This window comes from Brevibacterium sp. FME17 (assembly GCF_014897515.1).
In the GTDB taxonomy this organism is placed as follows: Bacteria; Actinomycetota; Actinomycetes; order Actinomycetales; family Brevibacteriaceae; genus Brevibacterium.
Genome location: NZ_JABUYD010000005.1, coordinates 180,577 through 200,956, shown reverse-complemented (window position 1 = coordinate 200,956; position 20,380 = coordinate 180,577). Strand labels below are relative to the sequence as shown.

General features: G+C 63.3%; 17 protein-coding genes. 12 read left to right on the top strand and 5 right to left on the bottom strand.

Features of this window, described 5'->3' with window-relative positions; genetic code table 11:
* Nucleotides 1–138 precede the first annotated feature (138 nt).
* The 4 genes from rplM to INT40_RS07265 all read left to right on the top strand — a co-directional run bounded on the left by rplM (nt 139) and on the right by INT40_RS07265 (nt 4,182).
* Entirely contained in the window at nt 139–582 is a 444-nt protein-coding gene (gene rplM / locus INT40_RS07280; protein ID WP_101574133.1) for a 50S ribosomal protein L13, read from the top strand.
* 35 nt (nt 583–617) lie between these two features.
* Complete coding sequence (rpsI, locus tag INT40_RS07275; protein WP_101574132.1) at nt 618–1,133, top strand: 30S ribosomal protein S9; 516 nt, start codon at nt 618–620, stop codon at nt 1,131–1,133.
* Nucleotides 1,134–1,394: 261 nt separating this feature from the next.
* A complete protein-coding gene (glmM, locus tag INT40_RS07270) occupies nt 1,395–2,747 on the top strand; it encodes a phosphoglucosamine mutase (protein ID WP_193071421.1) in 1,353 nt (450 codons plus the stop codon).
* Nucleotides 2,748–3,114: 367 nt separating this feature from the next.
* Nucleotides 3,115–4,182, top strand: coding sequence for a hypothetical protein (locus tag INT40_RS07265; RefSeq protein WP_193071422.1), 1,068 nt, complete (start codon nt 3,115–3,117; stop codon nt 4,180–4,182).
* A gap of 316 nt (nt 4,183–4,498) precedes the next feature.
* Here the strand turns inward: INT40_RS07265 and INT40_RS07260 are convergent, their stop codons facing one another.
* Complete coding sequence (locus tag INT40_RS07260; RefSeq protein WP_193071423.1) at nt 4,499–6,361, bottom strand: ABC transporter ATP-binding protein; 1,863 nt, start codon at nt 6,359–6,361, stop codon at nt 4,499–4,501.
* 267 nt (nt 6,362–6,628) lie between these two features.
* Nucleotides 6,629–7,666, bottom strand: coding sequence for a type I pantothenate kinase (gene coaA, locus INT40_RS07255; RefSeq protein WP_193095806.1), 1,038 nt, complete (start codon nt 7,664–7,666; stop codon nt 6,629–6,631).
* Between the two features lie 89 nt (nt 7,667–7,755).
* Between coaA and glmS the strand changes: the two genes are divergently transcribed.
* Together glmS and INT40_RS07245 are read left to right on the top strand one after the other, a co-directional pair.
* On the top strand, nt 7,756–9,630 hold the full coding sequence (glmS, locus tag INT40_RS07250) for a glutamine--fructose-6-phosphate transaminase (isomerizing) (RefSeq protein WP_101574127.1): 1,875 nt from the start codon (nt 7,756–7,758) through the stop codon (nt 9,628–9,630).
* Nucleotides 9,631–9,705: 75 nt separating this feature from the next.
* Nucleotides 9,706–10,176: a holo-ACP synthase gene (locus INT40_RS07245; RefSeq protein WP_193095805.1), complete on the top strand. Its 471-nt coding sequence runs from the start codon at nt 9,706–9,708 to the stop codon at nt 10,174–10,176.
* A gap of 86 nt (nt 10,177–10,262) precedes the next feature.
* Here the strand turns inward: INT40_RS07245 and INT40_RS07240 are convergent, their stop codons facing one another.
* Entirely contained in the window at nt 10,263–10,892 is a 630-nt protein-coding gene (locus INT40_RS07240; RefSeq protein ID WP_226830905.1) for a GNAT family N-acetyltransferase, read from the bottom strand.
* A gap of 54 nt (nt 10,893–10,946) precedes the next feature.
* Here INT40_RS07240 and INT40_RS07235 point away from each other — a divergent pair, with 54 nt between their 5' ends.
* From INT40_RS07235 to INT40_RS07210, 6 genes are read left to right on the top strand one after another with little or no spacing between them, the layout of a single operon-like run.
* Nucleotides 10,947–12,236: a M20 metallopeptidase family protein gene (locus INT40_RS07235; protein WP_226830904.1), complete on the top strand. Its 1,290-nt coding sequence runs from the start codon at nt 10,947–10,949 to the stop codon at nt 12,234–12,236.
* 10 nt (nt 12,237–12,246) lie between these two features.
* Nucleotides 12,247–13,890 (top strand): NAD(P)H-hydrate dehydratase, encoded by a 1,644-nt coding sequence (locus INT40_RS07230; RefSeq protein WP_101574125.1) that lies wholly within the window; start codon nt 12,247–12,249, stop codon nt 13,888–13,890.
* Nucleotides 13,891–13,939: 49 nt separating this feature from the next.
* Nucleotides 13,940–15,166, top strand: coding sequence for an alanine racemase (gene alr / locus INT40_RS07225; RefSeq protein WP_193095804.1), 1,227 nt, complete (start codon nt 13,940–13,942; stop codon nt 15,164–15,166).
* Nucleotides 15,166–15,816 carry a tRNA (adenosine(37)-N6)-threonylcarbamoyltransferase complex ATPase subunit type 1 TsaE gene (gene tsaE / locus INT40_RS07220; protein WP_101574123.1) on the top strand — a complete coding sequence of 217 codons (651 nt, stop codon included), beginning with the start codon at nt 15,166–15,168 and terminating at the stop codon, nt 15,814–15,816. Before alr ends, tsaE begins: the two co-directional genes overlap by 1 nt.
* Entirely contained in the window at nt 15,813–16,496 is a 684-nt protein-coding gene (tsaB, locus tag INT40_RS07215; RefSeq protein ID WP_193071425.1) for a tRNA (adenosine(37)-N6)-threonylcarbamoyltransferase complex dimerization subunit type 1 TsaB, read from the top strand. The genes tsaE and tsaB overlap by 4 nt, the downstream gene beginning before the upstream one ends.
* 22 nt (nt 16,497–16,518) lie before the next feature.
* Nucleotides 16,519–16,980: a GNAT family N-acetyltransferase gene (locus tag INT40_RS07210; RefSeq protein WP_193071426.1), complete on the top strand. Its 462-nt coding sequence runs from the start codon at nt 16,519–16,521 to the stop codon at nt 16,978–16,980.
* 28 nt (nt 16,981–17,008) lie between these two features.
* Here INT40_RS07210 and INT40_RS07205 read toward each other — a convergent pair whose 3' ends face one another.
* Nucleotides 17,009–17,671: a heme oxygenase (biliverdin-producing) gene (locus tag INT40_RS07205; RefSeq protein WP_193071427.1), complete on the bottom strand. Its 663-nt coding sequence runs from the start codon at nt 17,669–17,671 to the stop codon at nt 17,009–17,011.
* A gap of 141 nt (nt 17,672–17,812) precedes the next feature.
* Nucleotides 17,813–20,272 carry an LPXTG cell wall anchor domain-containing protein gene (locus tag INT40_RS07200; RefSeq protein WP_193071428.1) on the bottom strand — a complete coding sequence of 820 codons (2,460 nt, stop codon included), beginning with the start codon at nt 20,270–20,272 and terminating at the stop codon, nt 17,813–17,815.
* Nucleotides 20,273–20,380: the final 108 nt, after the last annotated feature.

Here is a 20,380-nt window from a genome sequence, read left to right as displayed (position 1 = left end):
ATGCGTTGCAGGCCCGTAGGTGAGGGGACGATTTCGATGGACAGACCCGATTCAAGACAACGAGTGCCTTGACTCATCAGACTCACGACCCGATGAGTCATCAGCACTACACCAAGAGATACGAAAAGAAGGCTACTTTTGCGTACGTTCACACCCAAGCCCGGCGATATTGAGCGCCAGTGGCACGTCATTGACGCCACTGACCAGGTGCTCGGTCGTCTTGCCTCACAGGTTGCACGCCTGTTGCGCGGCAAGCACAAGACCACCTTTGCTCCTCATATCGATACCGGTGACTTCGTCATCATCATCAATGCAGACAAGGTCGCATTGACCGGTGCGAAGCTCGATCAGAAGCGCGCTTACCACCACTCGGGTTACCCGGGCGGTCTGAAGAGCGTCAACTACGCCGAGCTTCTCGCCACCAATCCCGAGCGCGCAGTCGAAAAGGCTGTCGGCGGTATGGTTCCGAAGACTCGTCTCGGACGTGCCCAGATGCAGAAGCTGAAGGTGTACACGGGTGGAGAGCACCCACACGCCGCTCAGAATCCGCAGCCGTACGAACTCAGCCAGGTCGCGCAGTAAAGCGCGCCCCAGCTCTAGACATACCGAGGAGAACCGTGGCTGAAGAAACCACCACTGCGACAGAATCTGTCGAAGAACCAACCGCAACCGAATACACGTCGGAGACCCCCGATTCCGCAGGCCTGGGCGAACAGACCGCCGGCGGACGTGGACAGTCCCTGACCGCTCCCGGCAACGGAGTCGGCCGCCGCAAGCAGGCAATCGCTCGCGTCCGCCTGATCCCGGGATCCGGTGAATGGACCATCAACGGACGCACTCTCGAAGAGTACTTCCCGAACAAGCTGCACCAGCAGCTCGTGAACGAGCCTTTCCGTCTCCTGGACCTCGAAGGACGTTTCGACGTCGTCGTGCGCATCTCCGGTGGCGGACCTTCCGGCCAGGCCGGAGCCGTTCGTCTGGGCATCGCCCGTTCGCTCAACCAGATCGACGAAGAGTCGAACCGTGCTGAGCTGAAGAAGGCAGGCTACCTGCGCCGCGACGCACGCGTCCCCGAGCGCAAGAAGGCCGGTCTCAAGAAGGCACGTAAGGCACCTCAGTTCTCGAAGCGCTGATTCTGCTGTCAGGACTGCGCCTGGTCTGCCGCTGAAGTGCAGTCCTCAACAGTTCAGCTCGATGAACATCGTAATGCGGCCCCGAACCGGATTCGGGGCCGCATTTCGTGCATTCATATGCCACACCGCCATCGGCGGCGTCACCTCGCACCGATGCAGGCGACATATCTCGCACGGATTTCGGACGTTGCACGGTCCGGCACGAACGCCTCGGCGGCTCTATGGACTAAAATCGACGAGAAATTGAGGAAAGGACTTTCCATGACACGACTCTTCGGCACCGACGGTGTCCGTGGACTCGCCAACCGTGACATCTCCGCACGGCTGGCGCTCCAACTCTCCGTGGCAGGCTCGCGGGTACTCACCCGCGGATGGCCGGAAGGCAAACGTCCCTTCGCCGTTGTCGGCCGTGACACCCGTGTCTCCGGTGAGTTCCTCTCCGCCGCGATCTCCGCTGGAATTGCCTCCGCCGGAGTCGACGTGCTCGACGCGGGAATGCTGCCCACTCCGGGCATCGCCAGCGTCGTCGCCGATACCGGTGCCGCCTTCGGCGTCGTCATCTCCGCCTCCCACAATCCGATGCCCGACAACGGCATCAAATTCTTCGCAGCGGGCGGAACGAAGCTCGATGACTCGGTCGAGGACTCGATCCTGGAGATCCTCGATGAGGACTGGGTTCGTCCCACCGGCGCCGAGGTGGGTCGCATTTCCCGTTATCCCGCCGCTGCCGACGAATACACAGAGAAGCTCGTACGCTCCCTCGACGCTGAGGGCACACGTCCCCTGTCCGGCCTCAAAGTCGTCGTCGACTGCGCCCACGGTGCCGCCTCCATCGTCGGCCCCGCCGCACTGCGTCAGGCCGGTGCCGAGGTCATCGTCTCCGCCGCCGAGCCCGATGGCTTCAACATCAACGACGGCGTCGGCTCCACGCATCTGGAGCCGCTGCAGCGCCTCGTCGTGGAAACCCAGTCCGACCTGGGCGTGGCCTTCGACGGCGACGCCGACCGCTGCCTGGCGGTGGACTCTTTGGGCCGTGTCATCAACGGTGACCAGCTCATGGGCATCCTGGCGATCGGCCTCAAGGAACTCGGCGAACTGACCGGGAACACGCTCGTGACGACCGTGATGTCGAACATCGGGCTCAAGCACGCGATGGACAAGTACTCCATCGAGACCGTCCAGACCGCTGTCGGTGACCGCTACGTCCTCGAACGCATGCTCGCAGACGGCTACGTCCTCGGCGGGGAGCAGTCCGGGCACGTGCTCATGCTCGACCACGGTACGACCGGCGACGGTGTGCAGACGGCCCTGCACCTGATGAAGCGCATGGCCGATTCGAAGCGGACTCTGGCTGATCTGGCTGCCGAGATTCCACAGCTGCCGCAGGCCCTTGTCAACGTCAAGGGCGTCGACAAGCACGGGGTCGATCACCCGAAGGTCTCCTCGGAGGTTCAGGCCGTCGAAACCGAGCTCGAGGGCTCCGGCCGCGTCCTGCTGCGGGCCTCTGGCACCGAGCCGCTGATCCGCGTCATGGTCGAAGCCGAGACCGAAGACATCGCCCAGGCCCAGGCCGAACGCCTGGCCGCCAATGTTCAGGAGCACCTGGGGCTGTAGCCACGCAGGAGCTGCGCTCAGCGGCCTCAGCGGCCTCAGCGGCCTCAGCGGCTGCAGTTGCGCTCAGCCGTGCGGCCTCAGCGTCACGTTGTCTGCTCGACCCACAGTTAGCCAGAATATGTCGTCGCCGGCGACGACATATTCTGACGCCGCGTTGATCGAGGACCGAATGTCTCGACAGCGCGTCGTCTTGTTTGGGTCGCGCTGAAAGGCTGCCACGGGTTTCTCCGCATTGTGTCGGGTGACGGTTGGTTTCCGGAGAATCTCTTCGTGCTCCTATGGAGTGAGGGGCGGGGTGTGACGGACGTTTCCGCTGTCTGTGCATTCGAGTGACGACTGATCCACAGCCTGGATCATCACCGTTGTAATGATCACAGTGTTCGGCGATGCTTGCCTCATGTTTGCGTGCCTGTCCGCTGCGGAGCTCAAGAACGCCGGAATGAATGTCTACCAGATCGCTCTTGCCGAACGATGCTGTCTGCGACGCGTCCGTCGCGGCATTTACGTTGTGACGAGGACCTGCGCGGAGCCTGCTCACCTGTTTGTGGCCACGATTGCCGAAGCCGAGAGCACAAACCTGCCGCAGGAATCGAAGGGAATGCTCAAGGCCGGAGAGGATCTGCGGGTCATGGTGAGATCGTACGTCGATGACCTACCGCAGGATGCCGTATTCTCGCACCGAAGTGCGCTGATCATCCATGGGCTGTCGGTTCCCTACTTCGCCCAGGGCGCAAACCCCTATGCGGAGGCAGTGCATCCGAAATTCGGTGTGTGCCGCGCTTCAATTCTTTTGCGAAAGAGAGAGCTCAGCGACGACGATACGGTGTTGGTCAACGGTATTCGCACTACTTCGGTGCTGCGTACCTTGTTCGACATCGCCCGTGATTTCCCACTGGCATTCGCCGTTGCCGTAGTCGACGAGGCCGTTCGCCAATCACACGTGTCCGCGGGTGACTTCGTGAGCTACTGCGGCAGCCGCCCGCCGAGAACCCATCAGGCACGGATCGCCTCGGTGCTGGAGAATATCGATCCCCGTCGAGAATCGATCGCCGAGTCGATCACCGCAGTGCGCTTCGTCGAGCACTCCGTACCCGGATTCGAACCGCAGGTGGTGATCCGTGATGAGCTCGGCAATTTCGTCGCGAGGACGGACTTCGCGAACGAGCAAGCCGGAGTCATTGCCGAGTTCGATGGTGCTGGAAAGTACTATCTGAAGAATGCAGATCCGAGGCAGGAATTCGAACTCGAGAGACGTCGAGAGTATCGCCTCCGCAACCTCGGGTACACGGTCTTTCGGCTGACATGGTCGCAGATCTTCTCCGCTGAACAGTTCATTCGCATCAGAACCGCTGTCGAACAGAAGACGAAGAGACGTCCACGAGGCACGGTGGCCGTAGGAAACACGCCGAAGCATGGGCTCTCGGAGACACGATGATCCTCGATCAACGGTGCGCTCGAATATGTCGTCGCCGGCGACGACATATTCGAGCCAAGTGTTGATCGAGGGCGTTGTGCAAAGGAACAGGGAGGACCCGCTGTGCGGTGTGCAGGTCACCATCGCGAACTGCCCGCGGTCCGAAGGGTGTGCTTTAGGGGACGCGGCGCTCCTTCCACAGGCCTGAGCGCTTAATCCTCGGCTTGGGCGCTCAGCGCTCAGCGCTCAGCGCTCAGCATGCAGTATTCAGCGCGGCGAGCGAGGTGTAGTTCACCTCGGCCTCTGTCGTCGCTGCCCCTCAGCTCGTCGCTGCCCCTCAGCTCGGGGCGAACTGTGTTTCGTAGAGTTCGGCATAGCGGCCGCTGCGAGCCAACAGCTCGTCATGCGAGCCTGACTCGACGATGCGCCCGGCCTCGATCACGAGGATCGTATCGGCCTGACGGACCGTGGAGAGACGGTGGGCGATGACCATGGCGGTGCGACCGCTCATGGCCTGAGACAGGGCCTGCTGTACCGCTGCCTCGTTCGTCGAGTCCAAGGCCGAGGTTGCTTCGTCGAGGACGACGACCTCCGGGGCGGCCAGGAGCATGCGCGCGATCGTCAGCCGCTGACGCTCACCACCGGAGAGTCGGTAGCCGCGCTCACCGATGACGGTGTCCAAACCATCGGGCAGGACCGCAATCACATTGTGCAGTTGGGCGCGATCGATGGCCTGGTGCAGTTCGGCCTCGGTGGCCTCGGGTTTGACCAGGGCCAGATTCGAACGGATCGACTCATGGAAGACGTGGCCGTCCTGAGTCACTACTCCCACCGACTTCCGCAGAGACTCATACGACAGCTCGCGCACGTCCACGCCGCCGATGGCGATCGACCCTGAAGTCACATCGTAGAGGCGGGGCAGGAGCGAGGCGATTGTGGATTTGCCTGCACCGGAAGAGCCGACCAGGGCAACGGTGTGACCGGCAGGGATCGTGAAGTTCAGGGAATGCAGGACTTCTTCCCCGCCGCGGGCATCGAGCACGGAGACGTCCTCGAGGCTGGCGAGGCTGACCTGGTCGGCACTGGGGTAGGCGAAGTCGACGTCCGAGAACGTCACGTCCAGGCCACGTTTCGGCAGTGACTTCGGGTTCGCGGGTTCCTTGATCAGGGGCACGAGGTCGAGGATCTCGAAGACGCGTTGGAAGCTGACGACGGCACTCATGATGTCCAGGCGAGCATTGGCGAGCATTGTCAGCGGAGTGTAGAGGCGGGTGAGGAGCAGTGCCAGGGTAACGACCTGGCCGGCGTTGAGGTTACCGAGAACTGCCTGCACGCCGCCGACACCGTAGACGAGTGCCAGCGCCAGTGCAGAGACCAGTGTCAGAGAGGACACGAAGGTCGACTGCAGCATGGCCACCTTGACGCCGATGTCACGGACCTGATCGGCACGATCGGAGAACTCGTCTGATTCGGTCTTCGGATCGCCGAAGAGCTTGACCAGAGTCGCACCTCCCGCCGAGAAGCGTTCTGTCATGCGCGTCGACATGCTCGCACTGTTGTCGGCGGCCCGGAACTGGAGGTCCGCGAGCTTTCCGCTGAGCAGTCTGGTGGGGATGATGAAGAGCGGCAGCAGCAGGATCGAGAGCACTGTGACCTGCCAGGAGATCGTGACCATCACTCCGACCGTCAGCATCAGGGACACGAAGTTCGACACGATGCCCGAGAGCGTGTTGGAAAACGCCCGCTGAGCCCCGATCACATCGGTGTTCAGGCGCGAGACCAGAGCGCCCGTGCGGGTGCGGTTGAAGAAGGCGATCGGCATCTTCTGCACATGGTCATAGACCGCAGTGCGCAGATCGAAGATGAGACCCTCTCCGATCTGCGAGGACAGGTACCTGTTGAAGATCGAGATCGCGGCGTCCGCGATCGCCAGTCCTCCGATCGCCACGGCCAGCCAGACGACGGTCGCGACGGGTCCACCACCGGTGATCGCGTTGACGACTTTGCCGGCGAGGACAGGGTTGAGGACGCCGATGACCGCTGTGCCGATGGACAGGGTGAGGAAGACGATGAGCCTGGCCTTGTGCCGGGTCGCAAACGAGGCGATGCGGCGATAGGTCCCGGGTTTGATGGAAGTCTTCGGGGTCTTCTTGCTCGACACAGAGGTGTACATCACCCTATGTGCTGACTGCAGACTCATATCGGCCTCATTTCCTGGTGGTGTTCCTATGCGTCAGGGTCGAAGAGACGCAAACGGACACAGCTGTCCTTCGATTCGAAACCAGACCACAGAAACAAGGCAGGCTCCGAAGCATGCACTGAGTGCAACTATCACAACCCGGAATCTATTTCCTCATCGGCTCGGACCAGGACCCGACGTGAGAGACCTCACGCCCGGCAGGTCGCTGACGGTGCGCCCGAGGGGCTCATGCGCACCGTCGCGCCTGCGCGTCCTCCCGCGCAGACCTCAGAGCTTGCGCAGCTGGACCTTGCGGATCGTGTGGTCAGCGGATTTGTGCAGCACGAGGTCGGCGCGGCCGCGGCTGGGCTGGACGTTTTCACGCAGATTGGGGAAGTTGATCGAATCCCAGATCTCCGTGGCCAGGGTGATCGCCTCGTCGTCATCAAGCTTCGAATAGCGGTGGAAGTAGGAGTCCGTGTCCTGGAAGGCACCGTGCTTGAGCTTGAGGAAGCGGGAGATGTACCACTGCCGGATATCCCGGGAACGGGCATCGACGTAGACGGAGAAATCGAAGTAGTCGCTGATCGACAGGCCCAGAGTCCCGTCGCTGCGGGGACGGGCGGGTTGGAGGACGTTGAGGCCTTCGACGATGAGGACATCGGGGGAGCGGACAACCACCTCGGCGCCGGGGACGATGTCGTAGGTGTGGTGCGAGTACACGGGTGCGCGGACCTCGGGCGAACCGGACTTCACGGCCGAGATGAACCGCAGCAGTTTGCGCCGGTCGTAGGACTCGGGGAAGCCCTTGCGCCCGTTGAGCCGTCGGCGATCGAGTTCGGCATTGGAGTAGAGGAAGCCATCGGTGGTGATGAGTTCGACCCGGGGAGTGTCGGGCCACCTGGCCAGGAGTTCGCGCAGAACACGGGCGGTGGTGGACTTGCCGACGGCGACGGAGCCGGCCACGCCGATGACGAAGGGGGTCCGTTTAGCTTCCTGCGGTTCCAAGCCGACCTCGTGAAGCGGTGAGAAGAATTCGCGGGTCATCTCGTGTTTGGCCCGCCGGGCGGAGACGTAGAGGTTGAGCAGGCGGGACAGGGGCAGGTACACCTGAGCCACCTCGTCGAGGTTGATCCGTTCGCCCAGCCCGCGCAGGCGTTCGATGTCGCGCTGTTTCAACGGCAGGGGAGTGGCCTGGGCCAGCGTGCCCCAGACGTCTCGATCGAACTCCCAGAACGGGGACGTCGGTTCGACCTCGGGCTTACGTCCGATGTTGAGGCCGGCCAGGCGCCGCGCACGGTCAAGGATAGGATCGACATGAGGCATGGGCACAATTGTGTCATGCGTCATGCCCTCATGGATCGCCGAGGTGGTCGATGCAACGATTCTTGACTCGATTGCGTAAAATTCCTCTCATGTGTGGAATCGTTGGTTATGTATCCAAAGCAGACGTTGACAATGCTGATCACTCGGCGCTCGATGTGGTGCTCAGCGGCCTGAAGAGGCTCGAATATCGGGGCTATGACTCTGCGGGAGTCGCCCTTGTCACTCCTGCCGGTGATCTGGAGACCGCGAAGAAGGCGGGCAAGCTCTCGGCGCTGACCGATGAGCTCGAGGCCAACCCGCTGCCGAAGGCGCAGACAGGCATCGGCCACACCAGGTGGGCCACCCACGGTGGACCCACCGACCTCAACGCCCATCCGCATGTGGCCGACGGTGGAAAGCTGGCGCTGATCCACAACGGCATCATCGAGAACTTCGCCCAGCTCAAGCGCGACCTCATCGCCGAGGGCGTCGAATTCCAGTCCGAGACCGACACCGAGGTGGCGGCTGCTCAGCTGGCTAAGAACTTCCAGGACACCGGCGACCTGACACAGGCCATGCGCGCGACCGCCACCCAGCTCGAAGGTGCCTTCACCCTCCTGGCCGTCCACGCCGACGCTCCCGGACAGGTCGTCGCCGCACGCCGCAACTCGCCCCTGGTCATCGGCCTGGGCGAGGGAGAGAACTTCCTCGGCTCCGACGTAGCAGCCTTCATCGACTACACGCGCACCGCAGTAGAGATCGGTCAGGACCAAGTCGTGACCATCACCCCGGACTCCGTGGTCATCACGGACAACGACGGCAACGAGGTCGACGGCGTTGAATACCAAGTCGACTGGGACGCCGCTGCTGCGGAAAAGGGCGGATTCCCCTCCTTCATGGACAAGGAGATCCACGACCAGCCGCAGGCCATCGCGGACACACTGCTGGGCCGCCTCGACATCGACGGCAAGCTCACACTCGATGAGATGCACATCGACGAGACCGTGCTCAAGACCATCGACAAGATCATCGTCATCGCCTGCGGCACCGCGGCCTACGCCGGCCAGGTCGCCAAGTACGCGATCGAACACTGGTGCCGTGTGCCAGTCGAGGTCGAACTCGCCCACGAGTTCCGCTACCGCGATCCCGTGGTCAATGAGAAGACCCTCGTCGTCGCAATCTCCCAGTCGGGAGAGACCATGGACACGACCATGGCCGTGCGCCACGCTCGTCAGCAGGGCGCGAAGGTCATCGCCATCTGCAACACCTTCGGATCCACCATTCCCCGCGAATCCGATGCCGCGCTCTACACGCACGCCGGTCCGGAGATCGCCGTCGCCTCGACGAAGGCCTTCCTCTCACAGGTCGTGGCCTGCTACCTGCTGGGCCTCTACCTGGCACAGCTGCGCGGCAACAAGTTCCGCGACGAGATCGGCGACATCCTCAACGAACTCCAGACCATCCCCGCGAAGGTTCAGAGTCTCCTCGACAACGACAAGGAGCAGGTCCAGGCACTGGCACAGCGGAACCAGGATGTCGGTTCGGTGCTGTTCCTGGGTCGTCACGTCGGCTACCCCGTGGCGATGGAAGGTGCGCTCAAGCTCAAGGAGCTCGCCTATATCCACGCCGAGGGCTTCGCCGCCGGTGAACTCAAGCACGGCCCGATCGCACTCATCGACGATGGTCAGCTCGTCATCATCGTCGTGCCGTCCAAGCGCGGCCGCGATTCCCTGCACGCCAAGGTCATCTCGAACATCCAGGAAGTCCGGGCCCGAGGCGCCAACACCGTAGTCATAGCAGAAGAGGGCGACGAAGAGGTCCAGGAATTCGCGTCCGAGGTCATCTACGTCCCCCAGACGACGACACTCATGGCACCGTTGCTGACCACGGTTCCGCTGCAGATCTTCGCGATGGAACTGGCCACGGCCAAAGGCCTCGACGTGGATCAGCCACGCAACCTCGCCAAGTCCGTGACCGTGGAGTAAGACTCAGTGCAAGCGGGCAGGCCTCCGGACCGCCCGCGACAGCTGCGGCTGCGACTGCAGAGCTAAGGGAGAGACATGGCGATTCTGGGAATCGGAACCGACATAGCCGATGTGCCGCGCTTCGCCGAGCACATCGAGCGTGTCCCCGAACTGCTCGATCGCCTGCTCACCCCCGCCGAACAGCTCAAACGCAACGGCAAACGCCGGACGGATGCCTCCTTGGCAGCTAGATTCTCCGCCAAGGAGGCACTGAAGAAAGCCATCGGATTCCCCGGATGGCTGCCCTGGCAATCCGCCGAGGTGGTCCCCGCGAGATCTGGTGCGCCCTCATTTCGCCTGCGGGGTCTCGTGCTCGAACATTTCCACCGCATCGGCGCCACGAACATCCACCTCTCGATCACCCATGATGCGAACCTCACCATGACCTTCGTCATCGTCGAAGGCGAGGGGGCATCGCTGAGTCCCGGCGTGGACGGGGAAGTCGAGCACTTCACGCAGTCGATGTACGGGCCGGGTGCGCGATTGGGTGAGATCCCGAAGCAGTAGACGCATCGTCGGCCCGCCACGACGGCAGAGGGCAGGAAGCAGTCTGCGCGATAGCCGGCGCAGACTCAGCTGAGCGAACTCTTCCGTCATCGAAGCGATAGTCGCAGCAGAAGCGAATCGCCATGGACAGCGTCGTGCTCCCTTTCCCCGGTGAGTACGAAGCCCAGTTTGCCGAGTACGTGGAGCGAGGCGGTGTTCCACACGCGAACAGTGGAGGATAAACATCGGTAGCCGATCTCCAGTGCACGATCGATGACCACACGGGAGGCCTCGGTCGCGAACCCCTGTCCCCAGAACTCCTGCAGGAAATCGTAAGCCAACTCCGGTTCGTCGGGCTGACCCACGCTGTTGTCAACGAGTCCGCAATATCCCATGCGGACCGCTGTCAGTCTGTTCTCCACGACGAGCAGCCCCGGTTCCGGCGCTGGTCTGCAGGTGCGAATCCAGGCCTCCATCTCCGCATGAGTCGGATGACCGTCGACCGAAATGCGCCGCCAGGCAGGAACGCGTTCGTCGCGCTCCTCCCAGAGCCCACGATGGAAGGCCGCATCGCTGTTTGCCCACGGACGCAGACTCAGCCGTTCTGAACGGAAGGCGATCTGATTCTGATGTGCGCGCGGATGGTTCATTCCTTGATGGGTGACCTCATGGACCATGGTCATCAGTATGCCGCAGCGGTCGATGGAGTTGGCGGTGCTATTTCCTCCTTCATCCATTTCAGGTGAAGAGCACGACCCTGGAGCAGCTGGCACGGTAATAGACTCGGGACCATGAACTCACTTCCCGACTACGCTGAAATCGTTGCCGACAGCGCACAGAGTCCAACCATCACGGACATCCACCTCCCGACTACAGAGGATGCCGCGGACATCGCAGGTGGCCTCGTGACTCTGCGCCGTGCCCTGCACGAAAACGCAGAGGTCGGGCTTGACCTGCCCATCACACAGAAACTCGTCCTTGAAGCCATCGAAGGCCTCGACGTCGAGGTGACGAAGGGCAACGGACTCTCCTCACTCGTCGTCGTGCTGCGCGGAGGCGACCGGAAGAAGGACTCGACCGGTGTGGTGCCCGCCGTGCTGCTGCGTGGAGACATGGACGGTCTGCCTGTGCCGGAGGCGACAGGCTTCGACTTCGCGGCCACAACTGGGCGGATGCATGCCTGCGGCCACGACCTGCACACGACTGGCCTGGTGGGTGCGCTCAAGCTCCTCCACCGTGACCGGGACTCCCTGCCCGGCGACGTCGTCTTCATGTTCCAGCCCGGTGAAGAAGGCTATGACGGGGCAGGGAAGATGATCGACGAAGGTGTCCTCGACGCGGCAGGACCGCGGGTGAAGGCCGCCTTCGGCATTCACGTCTCCGCCGACCAGGACCTCGGCGTCGCCTACTGCCGTCGCGGCTCGTACATGGCGGCGTTTTCGAAGATGACCATCACCGTCCGCGGCAAAGGCACCCACGCCTCCCGACCGGCAACCGGCCGCGATCCCATCCAAGTCGGTGCGATGCTGGTGGGCCAGCTCCAGGAGTATGTGACCAGGCGCTTCGACATCTTCGATCCCCTCGTCATCACCGTCGGCCAGTTCAACGGCGGCACCGCCCCGAACGTCATCCCCGACTTCGCCCAGCTTGTCGTCAGTGTCCGCTCCTTCTCCGACGAAGTCACCACCCGTGCCGATGCCGAGCTTCCGCAGCTGGTCACCGAACTGGTGGCCGCACATGGCCTCGAAGCAGAGGTCGACTACGAGCGAGTCCTGCCGCCGACGATCAACGATGACGAGGAAGCCGACTTCTTCCTCGAGACCTTCGCCGACCTCTTCGGTGCCGACCGTGCCGTGGTCCGCCCGAATCCGATCCCCGGATCCGAGGACTTCTCCCGCGTACTCGAACAGGTTCCCGGCGCGTACGGCCACTTCGGTGTGGCGGTGCCGAACTTGCCCGTCGAGGAACGCGAAGCCAACCATTCGCCCCGAGCCCGACACAGCGACGAAGGTCTGGCCGATCAGGCACTGTTCCTGGCTCATCTGGCCGGTCGCAAGCTCGCTCGTCTGGCCCAGGAATGAGGAACCACTGATGTCAGTCTTCGCCTACCCCAGCACTGTCATCCGCGAGGCCGAACGCCCCCTCCTCGACGCCGGCGTCGATCTCATGGCCAGGGCTGCACGAGCCCTGGCTCGGTTCTCCGCCGACAGGCTGCGAGCGACTCGGGGCCAGATCTTCGGCACTCGGGTGTGCGTGCTCGCTGGTCCGGGCAACAATGCCGGGGACGCGCTCTTCGCCGCCGCCGGACTGGCCCAGCGCGGGGCGCACATCACCGTCGTGACACTCTTCGATCACACCCACGATCAGGGCCTGGCCGCGGCACGTCGAGCCGGTGCCGTCGTCATCGGCTTCCCGAATTCAGAAGAGACCGCAGACGCGGACGCCGAGGTGCCTGATCGTTCGCACACGGAGGTGTCCGATCGCCTGCGCGTCGATGTCCTGCGGGAACTGAATCGGTCCGATCTCGTCCTCGATGCAATCCTCGGCATCGGCGGCCGTCCCGGTCTTCCCGAGCACATCGCCTCGCTCATCCGCGACTGGCGACGCTCGTCCAGCGCGGACGCCAGTGCCAGCACCAGCACCAGCATCAACTCCGGCACGCACATCACACAGACGGTCATCGCCGTCGACGTCCCCTCCGACCTCTCCCCAGACGAAGCAGGTGCGAAGGATCGCATCCACGCCGACCACACTGTGACCTTCGGCGGTCTCAAAACCGTGCTGATCGACCCCCGCGTCGACCCATTCACCGGCACAGTCCACCTCGTCGACATCGGACTCGAACTCGATGAGAAGCAGGCCACCGCCGAGGTGGTCGACACCGATGATCTCAATGTGGACTTCCCCCGTCCCCAACCGGACGGACACAAATACGACCGCGGAGTCGTCGGCATCCTCGCCGGGTCCGAGGCGTACCCGGGTGCGGGAGTCCTGACCACCACCTCGGCGGTCAACTGCGGTGTCGGCATGGTCCGTTCCTTGGGGTCTCAGATGGTCGCCGACTACGTCATCGGCCTCCATGCCGAGGTGGTCACCGCTCCGGGACGGATGAATGCTGTGGTCATGGGCCCAGGCGACCCGGAGGACGAATACGTCCACGCCTGTGTCGACGAGTTGGCGGATACGAATGTCCCTGTCGTCCTCGACGCCGGGGCGCTGGACATGGTCGGCCGTGCAGAATCGCTCAAGGGCACCTGGTTGGCCGAGAGGCCAGTCGTCCTGACCCCGCACGCCGGAGAGCTGGCGCGGCTGCTCAGCCGGCTGCTCGGCGAGATCATCACCGCGAGCCGGATCAACGCTGACCCCATCGGCTGGGCGCAGCGAGCCGCACAGTCCAGTGGTTGTATTGTTCTGCTCAAGGGCCACCAGACGGTCATCGCCGCTCCCGATGGGTTCTGCGTGCTCCCCGAAGTCGGACCCGCCAGCCTGGCCACCGCCGGGTCGGGGGACGTTCTGGCCGGGATCATCGGTGCCCTGGTGGCGACTTTCCACGCCAGGAACCAGCATTCTTCGGCCGAAAATCCGCTCCCGGAACGCGAGCTTGCCCACATCGCAGGCCTCGGCGTGCTGGTGCACAATGCCGCGGGTCGTCGGTCCGTGAACGCCGGAGCCTTGGGCGATGCTGTCGCCGAGGTGGCAGGGGAACTCATCCACGGTGGATCCCTCATCGAGTGAGCAGGTCCCTGTTCGACTGAGGGATGACGGTCCACGGTATTCTTATCCAGTGACATCAACCGATTCTTCAGGGGCACTGGTCAAGGCCGAGATCGACGTGACCGCACTGCGCGCCAACGCCGCAGTCCTCGCCGAGCTGCTCGCACCCGCCCGCCTCAAATGCGTCGTCAAGGCCAACGCCTACGGTCACGGCATCGACATCGTCGCCCGCGGACTCTACACAGCCGGCTGGCGCGACTTCTGCGTCGCCACGATCGACGAGGCGCTGAGGCTGCGCGAAATTCTGGGCGATGACGTGAACATCATGGCGTGGCTGTATGGGCCGAACACCGATCTCGACGCTGCCGTTGCGGAGTCGATCGAGCTGGGCGTGTCCACGGTCGAGTGCCTCGACCGTTTGCGCGACGCGGCCCATCGCACGAATACCACGGCCCGCCTCCATCTCAAGGTCGATACCGGACTCGGCCGCAACGGTCTGGCCCCCGCTGGCTGGAAACGTGCGCTTGGGTACCTGCAGGAACTCGCAGACTCGGGTGCGACTGCGAGGGACTCCGGGATCGAAATCGTGGGTCTTATGAGCCACTACGCCGTGGCCGATGAACCCGAGCGTGTCGAGACCGGGCAGCAGACGCAGATCTTCGACTCGGCCCACCGGGAACTCACAGCGCTGCTCGACGGTGCTCAGGGCCACCTCGGCGAATCGGATCGACTCGACGTCCACATCGCGAACTCACCGGCAGCGCTGACGCTCTCACCGTTCCCGGGCACTTCGGCTCGGGTCGGTCTGTCGCTGTATGGTCTGTCTCCGCTCGGTGATCAGGATTCGCAGGATCTGGGGTTGGTGCCGGTGATGCGGCTGGTCTCCCAGGTCGTCAACCTCAAGGACATCCCCAGCGGGCACGGCGCATCTTACGGGTTCACGTTCACCGCTGCAGCCGACACCCGTTTCGCTCTGGTGCCCGGCGGCTACGGCGACGGAATCGCCCGCTCGGCGTCGAATAAGGCCGAGGTCTCCATCCGCGGCACCCGGTATCCGGTCGTCGGCCGGATCGCGATGGACCAGATGATCGTCGACGTCGGTGCCGGCGAGATCGCCATCGGAGATGAAGCCGTCATCTTCGGCCCCGGCGGTCCCAGCGCAACCGAGTGGGGAGACTGGGCCGATACGATCAACTACGAGATCGTCACCCGCATCAGCTCCCGCGTCGACCGCGTGGAAGTGGAATCACAACCCACCCAGGGTGCGGCACAACCCAACCAAGGTGCGGGTCTGTGATGGAGCTTCGGCTGACGTCACTTGAGCAGATGCGGACCTTCGCCGAGGTGCTTGCCGGGCACCTGCAGGCAGGTGATCTCCTCATCCTCAGCGGCAACCTCGGCGCGGGAAAGACCACCTTCACGCAATCCCTGGGACGGGCCCTGGGCGTCGCCGGACGGATCACCTCACCGACCTTCGTCATCGCCCGCGAGCATCCCTCGCTCGGTGACGGACCTGCCTTGGTGCATGTGGATGCCTACAGGCTCTCCGACGCCGAGGAGCTGGGAGACCTTGACCTCGACTCGGAACTCGAGGAGTCGATCACCGTCGTCGAATGGGGTGCCGGACTCGCCGAACAGCTGAGCACAGACTACCTCGGGCTCACGATCACCCCGATGTTCGGCCTCGAAGCCGATACCTCTGACGCCTCAGAAGGCACTGACGGTGAGGCTGTGGCCGGCATGGATGCCGACGGCGCGGCTGCGGCGGACGCCGACGACGAGGCTGACGAGGACGAACGACGGATCGTTGAACTGCACGGCCATGGCAGCACGTGGGATGCACGACTGCAGCAGGTGAGCGAATCGCTTCGCGGCTTGGCCGGTGCGGTTGAGATCAGCACATTCGACGGGCCATTAGGATCCGTCGACGAGGAGGACAAGCAGTGATCATACTCAGCATCGACACCTCCCAGGCCGCGTCCGTGGCTCTGGTCGATACCGAATCCGAGACGGTGCTGGCGGCAGAACAGGCCGATGACCAGCGCCGACATGTCGAGTTCATCGGCCCGGCACTGGCTCGGGTGCTTGAGAATCCTGCCCGGCCCGACCTCGTCGTCACCGGTATCGGTCCGGGCCCCTTCACCGGGCTGCGTGTCGGGATCGCTGCGGGCATCGCCGTGGGCCAGGCTTGCGGTATCCCGGTCAGGGGACTCCTGTCGCAGGCCGCGCTCGCCGAGGAGCTGCGCCGAAAGAATGCTCAGACGACGGGCTCCGTGCTCATCGCTGCTGATGCTCGACGCAAGGAAGTGTATTTCAGCGTCTACGAGAGCTTCGACGCCTCATTGCAGGCCGGGCCCTTCGTCGCCAAACCCGCCGAGGTTGACGAGGTCCTCGCGGCTGTGGGACAGACGGACATCGGGGGCCGTGTCGGTCGCGGATTCCTCCTCTATCCCGAGGTAGTCGGAGTACCCAGCGTCCCGGAGATCGTCGACCCGCGTGCCGAATACCTTGCGCTGGCCGCAGCCCGTGAGATCGCAGCCGGTCGTGAGCTGGTCGAACCGGTTCCCGAATACCTGCGAGAGCCTGATGCCAAAGCCACGCCCGCTCGGCAGAGTTCGCTGAAATGAGCACACCGATGAGCAGCCTGAAATGAGTGACGGCTCGGTGCACGAACAGGCCAACATCTGCGAACTGCGCTGGTGGGAGCTTGAGGAGGTCGCGGACAACGATGCCGCGATCTTCGGCCCCACCGCGTGGACGCACGCCTACTACTGGGCGGTGAAGGCGCAGGCTGGAACGGTGATGTTCGCGGCACGGACACCCACCTCGGCGCTGGCCGGGTGGATCGTCATGTCCGCTGGCGGCGGAGAAGGCGACGTCATGACCATCGCCACCACCGAGGCGGGACGGGGCAAGGGCATCGCACGCCTGCTGCTGCAGGCTGGGATCGACTGGGCCCAGAGCAGGGGAGCGGAAGTGGTGCACCTCGAGGTCGATGAGCACAATGAACCGGCGCTGGGACTCTACCGTTCCTGCGGATTCTGCGAATGGGGCAGACGCCCCGACTACTACCCGGGTGCCGACGCGATCCTCATGCGTTATCGCTCCTAGGAACCTCCGCAGTCTGCGACATTGCGGACTAAGACATTGCAGTCGCAGTGGCAGTGACAGTGGCAGTGGCGGGAGCCTGAACTTTGGTCGTGAGTTCGGCGAGGAGTCTGCCGTTGAGCCTGAACGCCGTCATCGTCTCCTCGATGACCAAGTGTTCATCACCACCGGCCGCCCCGATTTCATCGAGACGACTGCGGTAGGCGTCCTTGTACGGCTTCGTCTTGCCCACCTCGGCGAAGTCCCACATGGTCAGCGCCTCGGCGGGCACGAAGTAGTGGCGTCCCATGAGAGCGCCGATGGCCTGTCCGCCGGAGAGATCCCCGAGGTAGCGCGTGTAGTGGTGGGCGATGAGCTGTTCCGGTTTCGTGAGCCGGTTGAGGTGGTCCGCATATGCTTCGGCGCTGCTGGTGAGTGGCAAGCCGTCGTGTGCCAGCTTCTGCAGGTCGCTGTGGATGCGCTCGGTTCGGAACAGACCCGCGTCATAGAACGGTGCAAAGATCGGATCCGCGGCGAACTCCGAGGACTTCGCTTCGAGGGCTGCATAGATAGGAGCGTATTGCGTGAGTAGGAGCGCGTAGGCGTGTGCGTCGAGCCTGCCCTCCATGAGATCGACCATGAAATTGGTGTGCTCGACCTCGTCGTGGATCGTGGCTGTGCTGGCCTTGAGACGAGCTGAGAATGTTTCAGTCATGATGACTCCTCATTGAGAGACCGATGAACCGGCAATCGGTTCGTGATGAGATTGTTGGTTGTGAGGCCGTCCCGGTTCGGTGAGAAGACACCGAACCGGGACGATCTCACTGGTTGACTACATTCCTTGTTGAGATGCAGTCTAACGCTTGCGCATCCGAGAGAACATCACGGATGCTGCACCGAGCACTATCAGACCTGCTGCGATCGGCAGGGTCGCGAGCTCGGCTCCGGTGCGCGGCAGATTCGATCCGTCAGAGTTGCCGGTGTCGAATCCTGAAGACGATGAGCCTTCGCCGCCTGCACCCGCAGTTCCACCGGTCCCGTCGGATGCACCTTCTGCGGAATCGGATCCGCCGTCGGCGGGCCCAGCTCCTCCATCGGCGGCTTCTGTTCCACCGGCCGAACCGGCGGAACCATCATCAGCAGAAGGCTCCACAGTCACAGTGAACTGAGCAGGATCGGAGGGAACACCCTCGACCGTGGTCACAGCAGAGTAGGCGTAGGCGCCAGCTTCCGACGGGGCCTTGGCCGTGAAGTTTCCTTCGTCATCGGCAGTCACGGTTGCGGTGCCGGTGGAGGGAACCTCATCCTCGAAGACCGTGACGTTGGTCGCAGACTGCGGAGTGCTGCCTGCAGGTGCCCAGGAAAGGGTCACCTCGGCGTTCGGGGCCGTTGTGCCCTTGATCTCACCGTTCTCGCCGACTGTCTGGTCGCCGATCTGGGGAGTCTGAGGCTTGTCATCGGCACCGTCGTCAGATCCGTCGGAGTCGTCACCGTCGGCTGCGCTGTCGGCTTCCGCGCCGTCAGCGGCACCATCGGCCTCGGCAGCTGCTTCGGACCCGTCGGTGTCGCCTTCGGAACCAGCGGAGCCCTTATCGTCGGCCTCTGCGCCATCGGCTGCGGACGTGTCATCGGCTTCGGCTTCCGATCCGTCGGCTGCATCTGCGGAATCGGCCTCTGCACCGTCAGCGGCACCATCAGCCTCGGCAGCTGCTTCGGACACGTCGGCTGCGCCGTCGGAGTCAGCGGAGCCCTTATCGTCGGACTCTGCGCCATCAGCTTCGGCACCATCGGTCTCGGCTTCAGCTTCGGCACCATCGGTCTCGGCTTCGGCGCCATCGGCTGCGCCGTCGGTCTCGGCCTCTGCTTCTTCTCCGTCGGCTGCGCCGTCGGTTTCGGCACTGGCTTCAACACCATCGTCGTTTCCTGCGGCGTCGGTCTCGGCTGCTGCCTCGTCCGTGTCATCGCCCGGGAAGAGAGCCTGCTTCTGCTCGTCGGTCAACTTGATGGCTTCGCGGTAGAGCAGCGCATCGCCCTGGGCGAGACCATGGGCTACCCAGGTGACGAGGTCGTAGTCCTTGTCCTTGCTGAGAGCGTTGGTTTCGGCGACTACGTCGACATCGACTTTTCCGTCGTTGATCTGCGTGGGTCGCACATACTGCACGCCGGCGGTGTTTCCTGCGGTGATGTCATCGCTGGCGAGCTCACGGTCGACGACCGCGGCGTATACGCCGGCCGCTGGAGTGCCAAGGCTGGAGTTGGGAAGGTTGTCGTAGCCTTCGCCCTTGACGTTGACGGCCAGGCCGTCCGCAGCTGAAGCAGACTTCACGGAGTGAGAAGTCGCGACATCGGACGCTGGGGCCTTCGCCGTGTATTCGACCGTGACTGGGTTCGTCGTTTTGCGCGGCTGGATGGATGTCGCCGGACCGGCGGAGGTGAACCAGTACGAGTCCTGACCGGTCTCGACATTGAAGTCGATCCAGTCCTGAGGCATGGCACCCCACCAGGATTCATTCTCAGAGTTCTTTGGTGCCTGCGGATTGCGTCCTTCGGTGTCGGTCTCGACACCGAGGTAGTCAGGAGTGAATTCAAAACCTTCGTCGGTAACATCGACATCACCATTCTGGATCTCCACGACGTCGCCCTCACGGGGCGTGAGCTTCAGCCAGATGCTGGGGTCATCCATGTCCGCACCGTAGCCGGAGTAGGTGCCGGTGATCGTGCCCTTGCCGTTCTTGACCTCGAGTTTCGGGTCGGAGATCGTCCAGTAGGTCATGCCCCCGTAGTAGGCGAAGCTCCAGGAGCCGTCCCACTGGATTGAGGCATTGTTGCCATCAGGATCGACGGTTCCGGTACCATTCTTGATCTCGATCCGGTCCCCGGTGTGATTGTTCTCGGCCTGCGCATTGATCTTGCCGTTGACGGATACTCCATCGCCGGTCTGGCATTTCGTGGCGAACGTCGACTTCCTGTCGTTGGTCTTGACGATCGACGTGTTGCCGTCGACGAAGTTGCCGTCAGCATCGGTCGGGTAGACCTCGTTGGCATCGTTTTTGTTCCAGATCCTCGCGCTGCCGGCGTCCCCGGCTTCGCCTGCGACGAGAAAGTTGCACCCGCCGAAATACGATCCGCCCGTGGACTCATCGTTGACCGACCAGTCGAAGACTGCGTCATCGACGGTTTTGTCCGCGGCAAATGCCGGCGCCGACATTCCGAGACCCAGCAGACCGGTGACCGCCGCACATGCGGCGCCGACAGCCAGTGTTGGTGTGATGCGTCGTGTTTTCGAGACACTCGCGCGCACACTCCTCTGCGACATAGATTCTCCTCAATCTTCTTGCCGAAGACGGCATTGAAAGGTTTGGTCCCAGGTCCGTGAATAGAACCTGGATTCGTCATCAGCAAAAGTTGTGGAAATGCTGAACGA

What these genes read in the sequence shown, in the direction of transcription:
- INT40_RS07210 (WP_193071426.1), top strand. Translation starts at nt 16,519, where the DNA reads ATGAGTGACGGCTCGGTGCACGAACAGGCCAACATCTGCGAACTGCGC.
- glmS (WP_101574127.1), top strand. Translation starts at nt 7,756, where the DNA reads ATGTGTGGAATCGTTGGTTATGTATCCAAAGCAGACGTTGACAATGCT.
- INT40_RS07240 (WP_226830905.1), bottom strand. Translation starts at nt 10,892, where the DNA reads ATGGATGAAGGAGGAAATAGCACCGCCAACTCCATCGACCGCTGCGGC.
- coaA (WP_193095806.1), bottom strand. Translation starts at nt 7,666, where the DNA reads ATGCCTCATGTCGATCCTATCCTTGACCGTGCGCGGCGCCTGGCCGGC.
- INT40_RS07200 (WP_193071428.1), bottom strand. Translation starts at nt 20,272, where the DNA reads ATGTCGCAGAGGAGTGTGCGCGCGAGTGTCTCGAAAACACGACGCATC.
- INT40_RS07205 (WP_193071427.1), bottom strand. Translation starts at nt 17,671, where the DNA reads ATGACTGAAACATTCTCAGCTCGTCTCAAGGCCAGCACAGCCACGATC.
- INT40_RS07245 (WP_193095805.1), top strand. Translation starts at nt 9,706, where the DNA reads ATGGCGATTCTGGGAATCGGAACCGACATAGCCGATGTGCCGCGCTTC.
- INT40_RS07265 (WP_193071422.1), top strand. Translation starts at nt 3,115, where the DNA reads ATGATCACAGTGTTCGGCGATGCTTGCCTCATGTTTGCGTGCCTGTCC.
- INT40_RS07230 (WP_101574125.1), top strand. Translation starts at nt 12,247, where the DNA reads ATGTCAGTCTTCGCCTACCCCAGCACTGTCATCCGCGAGGCCGAACGC.
- glmM (WP_193071421.1), top strand. Translation starts at nt 1,395, where the DNA reads ATGACACGACTCTTCGGCACCGACGGTGTCCGTGGACTCGCCAACCGT.
- INT40_RS07260 (WP_193071423.1), bottom strand. Translation starts at nt 6,361, where the DNA reads ATGAGTCTGCAGTCAGCACATAGGGTGATGTACACCTCTGTGTCGAGC.
- INT40_RS07235 (WP_226830904.1), top strand. Translation starts at nt 10,947, where the DNA reads ATGAACTCACTTCCCGACTACGCTGAAATCGTTGCCGACAGCGCACAG.
- tsaE (WP_101574123.1), top strand. Translation starts at nt 15,166, where the DNA reads ATGGAGCTTCGGCTGACGTCACTTGAGCAGATGCGGACCTTCGCCGAG.